The 4,362-nt window shown below is 41.6% G+C and carries 4 protein-coding genes; 1 reads left to right on the forward strand and 3 read right to left on the reverse strand.

The features are described from left to right. Positions 1–2,185, forward strand: a 2,185-nt coding sequence (locus CWB72_RS19545; protein WP_138634907.1) for a collagenase, incomplete at its 5' end; no start/stop codon positions are given. A 150-nt stretch (positions 2,186–2,335) separates the two neighbouring features. Here the strand turns inward: CWB72_RS19545 and CWB72_RS19550 are convergent. From CWB72_RS19550 to CWB72_RS19560, 3 genes are all read right to left on the reverse strand, one after another. Then, the gene (locus CWB72_RS19550) at positions 2,336–2,689 is read right to left on the reverse strand and encodes a hypothetical protein (protein ID WP_212747911.1); all 354 of its coding nucleotides are present in this window, start codon (positions 2,687–2,689) and stop codon (positions 2,336–2,338) included. Between the two features lie 144 nt (positions 2,690–2,833). Beyond that, a complete protein-coding gene (locus CWB72_RS19555; protein ID WP_130256648.1) occupies positions 2,834–3,250 on the reverse strand; it encodes a UPF0158 family protein in 417 nt (138 codons plus the stop codon). 106 nt (positions 3,251–3,356) lie between these two features. Beyond that, complete coding sequence (locus tag CWB72_RS19560; protein ID WP_138634910.1) at positions 3,357–4,235, reverse strand: AraC family transcriptional regulator; 879 nt, start codon at positions 4,233–4,235, stop codon at positions 3,357–3,359. Positions 4,236–4,362 lie beyond the last annotated feature (127 nt).

Here is a 4,362-nt window from a genome sequence, read left to right on the forward strand (position 1 = left end):
CTCTGACGATTCGGGCTCTGACGATGAAATTAGCTTTCCATATGCAGAACAGCCAAGCTTAACCCTAGATACTTTAAATGAAGGGATCTCAACCTCTCAGCCTATCGGCTTTTACATCGACCTCGAAGAAGCTGCACCAACATTACTGATCAGCTTAAGCAGTGGTAAAGCTGGGTTAGACTTGGGCGATCCAGACGTTTATGTAAAGTACGAAGGCTTCCCTGAAGCAGGTGAAGCTCCAGTATTTGACTGTGTGTCATTTAATAGCCCAAATAGCCATGAAACCTGCATCATTGATAACCCTCTGGCAGGTCGATATAACATTCTCATTGATGCCTATGAAGGAGCAGATGTCACTGATGCCACACTATTGGCTAGCACATCGTTATTTGCCAGCAGTGAATTATGTGCCGACATGGTGCAGGTACGCATTCAAGAAGTGATGAGTGAGGAAGCAAAAACTGATATTTGCAACACATTAATCGAGACCAAAGCACGCTTTGAGACAGTGCTTAACGAAAATCTCTCAGCTGACAAAGGCGTGCCAGTTCCAGATGACTTAAACGACATCACTAACATCAATATTTTTGCCAGTTTATCTAATCATATGAGCTGGGTAGAACATTTATGGGACTCAGATAATAGCAGTGGTATTTACTTTGAAACCGCACCGACTGAGTGGTATCACGATTCAACCATCTTAACGTTTAACGCTTTAGAATGGAGTGGCGGCCGCTCTGTGATCCGATCACTTGCTCACGAATATGTGCATGCGCTAGATGGCAGGTATAACAAAGAAGGCGGTTATAACAGCACCATGGGATGGTGGACCGAGGGACTTGCCGAGTATATTGGTACATATTATCAACGTCCGTATCAAATGCTGCTTGATGCCAATCAAGATACTAAATACTCTCTGAGCGATATCACCACTCCAACCATCAGTTATGGGTCGTTTTACGACTGGGGCACTTTGGCTGTTAGCTATATGATCGAAGAGCACCCTGACTTTGTGAAAGGGTTGATTGCCAACATGCGCGCAGGTGAATGGCAAACAGTAAGCACACAACTTGCTGAATTTTCAACATCATATCAAGAGGCGTTTCAAACTTGGCAGTCCACCACGCTAGTCAGTAACTTCCAAGCTAGTGCGCTACCACTCACTTTAGAAGAGCCTGTACAAATTAACGGTCGAGGCGGTTGGGTATATCGCTTTACACTTTCAGCAGCAACTCCTGCCATGACAATCAATACTTCGGGTGGTTCAACCAACGTTGATTTATGGGTCAGTAAAGACCTACCGGCACACCCTGCAATTGATCAGCCCGTACTATGTAGCTCAACCACTGAGTCGAGTAACGAAGAAAACTGTGTTATAGAAAATCCAGAGCCTGGTACTTACTATGTAACTGTGGGATCTGATTTCTCTGGTGCCGATATTTTAGATGTATACTTAAGCGCCTGCACAGGCACAGATTGCTCTGTCACCTTGCCAGAACCCATGACAACGATAACACCTGTTGAACCATACCTGCCACATTGGCCAGAAAAAGGTTCATTAGGTACATGTAGTCTTATCGAATCCTATGGCCGAAGCCGCCAGCAAGTTGAAGGGTTTACCGTAAGCAATACCTCAGAAAAAGACCTACAACTTTATTGGATCAATTACAGTGCTGGTACTAAACCAAGTGCTTCATTCCAAACACTCGCAGCAGGTCAAACCTTTAACTCAGACTACTGGGTCATTGGTGACCGAATGATGATTGGTGATCTAGGTGGAAATTGTCTTGGTGTAGCCATTGTCAATGACTCGCAAAATAGTTTTGTTGCTGACGCTGAGTTTGCCAAAGATGCCGTTGACGAAGCACCTATTCCTGTTGCCACTGCTGAAATAGGAAGCTGCGAATTACTCACGTCATATACCCGAGGAGACGGCTATGCACCAGAGTTTGCTGTACATAACCAATCAAGTACTCCTGTTACATTGGCTTGGGTCAACAATAACGATGGTACTTTATACTATGGTAATTACGGCACTTTAGAACTAGGAGATAGTTACGCGCATAGCGGTTGGGCTGTTGGCGATCGAATGGCGCTGATGAGCAGTGAAGGTCAGTGTTATGGCGTGCTCGATTTAAACGACAGTAGTAACATCTTTGTAATTGACGAAACCCTGTTCGAATAAACTACTTTTTGGGGCTATAACGACACGAGATAGCCCCTTTGTAATTTTATAAACAGTGGTAACACCGTAGTAACCAATAAAAACATGTTGGCTAAATTAAGCGACAAAGCAACACAAGCCAACTGAATTTTGTCCCGACTTAACAGATTGTTAGGCTCTCTTGTGCACCGAACATGATTGCTCTAGCAAGTGATTACGAACCAATAAGTTAATTTCATTTTTCAACCACTCAGGACCATAGTCTGACATATCATTATGACGAGAATCAGGGATTTTAACCACGCATATGTTACTTTGCTCTGATGCAGAAGGAAGAATACCTTTATCTGCTGGAAAGTCGCTAGCCCGGATAGACAATACTTTTATATCTGTATCCCTTGGTAAAGGCACGCGCCTGTGATCTAAAGTAATTAATGAACTAATAAACGACTTATTTTCATTAGCTAGCCATGAAGAAATATCACCAGCATTTGAGTGCCCGACTAAAACTAAGTTATTAAGCAAATGGGGTCAGGTCTTGCATTTTGCATACTGATGGGGGTGGGTTCAATGACCGCTATTTGCTCATTACTGTCAGATACATAATGAAATTCAGAGGGTTACTTCCGCTTTGTGCCAAACTCGGCCGTTCGGTACCATAATCTCTTGTTAGCCGCTTATTTCAATATCTTGCACTGAACACCAATCGCGTAACGCTTTTTCAGTGTGCTCTGTTTCAAATTTATACCACTGCTCAATTTTGCCTGAAGCCTCTAACAATGACTTGAATCTAGCGTAAGCCCCTTTAGAGCGAAAAATCGAACGAATCTTTTCATATTCTGATGGCAAATGTTCCATGGTAAAACTGAAAACAAGATCCCTCCCTAGATTTAACTCGCTTTTGTGAGGGATCATCAAATACTTTTCTTCATCAATATCATCAGGAAGTTCTTCTTCGTTGTCCCCAAACTCCGAATAAAAGTAAGTTTTTCCAGTCGATTTACAGATATACCCTTGATGATCATAAGGTGAACCAAAATTCACCATTTCAAATAGATCTAATACATCACTGAACTTTATTGTCATAAGTTTCTCTAGCTAACTTTTTCTAAGCGGATAACGCTGCGCTCTGCGGCAAAATTAGAGCGCAGCGGAAACTTTGTCCGACAGAAGTGCCTTGTTAGGCCAATTATCATTGCTTACCTATTACAGGTATCCACCAACGAACACACATATCATTCATTGGTCTAAACGGTATTGGAAAATAAGAAACAATGTCTGGCTTATTCCGGCCCCTCTCATATCCTGTTGAAGAAAACCACTCTCCATAAATATATCGATTTGTTTTCATCGAGTTCTTATAAGTGCAATTAAACTCCGCATAGGTAGCTGAAGGTACTGTGTGAACTTCAAACTCACTTGATTCCAATTCGCTTGTAGCTTCTATACCTAGAACATCTATGAATTCATCTCGTTTTCCATTTTCTTTTGGAAAATATGCAGAGAGTAATGGTGAATTCGTTATTTGACTTGGCTTACCGTCATTTAGACGATACAGCTTTTGATAGTCTTCTGAGGCTACATATTCTTTCCAGAACTTGGGGCCATCCTTAACAAATTTTTCAAATTCAAAACTTTTACTTTTACCAATAATATTGAATTCTGGGATCTCAACTATTTTGTAGTTCATATTTTCTCCGCCTTTATTTTCTACAGGGAAGAAGACTCGATTATATGAAGAAAGCGCTGTTTGGCCTGAACGAGCTTGACTTGGGTTAACTCCATGTATGTTCCGAAAAGCTCGAGTAAAAGCATTTGGCGATTCGTATCCATATTTTAAAGCAATATCGAAGATACTTTTGTCAGTATTCAGCAAATCAACCGCTGCCATAGTAAGTTTACGCCTTCTAATATACTCAGCACACGTAACTTTGAAGCTAGCAAAAAACATTCGATGGAAGTGATACTTAGAACAATACGCTTCTTTTGCGACATCCTCAATGCTAAGCACGCTATCTAAATTACTCTCAATGTATTCAATAGCCAAATTCATTCTTTGTGACCAAGTCATATCTTAAAGCCTCCAAATGAGAATCCATAGTACTTAGCTGCTAGAGGTTTTGTCTCACCTTTTCTTGCTGTCTTCTCGCTTCCAGACTTTTACTCATTATAGGCCCAACGAATGAGATGGACTCCCC

The organism is Pseudoalteromonas phenolica, assembly GCF_005886345.1.
GTDB lineage: Bacteria > Pseudomonadota > Gammaproteobacteria > Enterobacterales > Alteromonadaceae > Pseudoalteromonas > Pseudoalteromonas phenolica_A.

What these genes read in the sequence shown, in the direction of transcription:
- CWB72_RS19560 (WP_138634910.1), bottom strand. Translation starts at nt 4,235, where the DNA reads ATGACTTGGTCACAAAGAATGAATTTGGCTATTGAATACATTGAGAGT.
- CWB72_RS19555 (WP_130256648.1), bottom strand. Translation starts at nt 3,250, where the DNA reads ATGACAATAAAGTTCAGTGATGTATTAGATCTATTTGAAATGGTGAAT.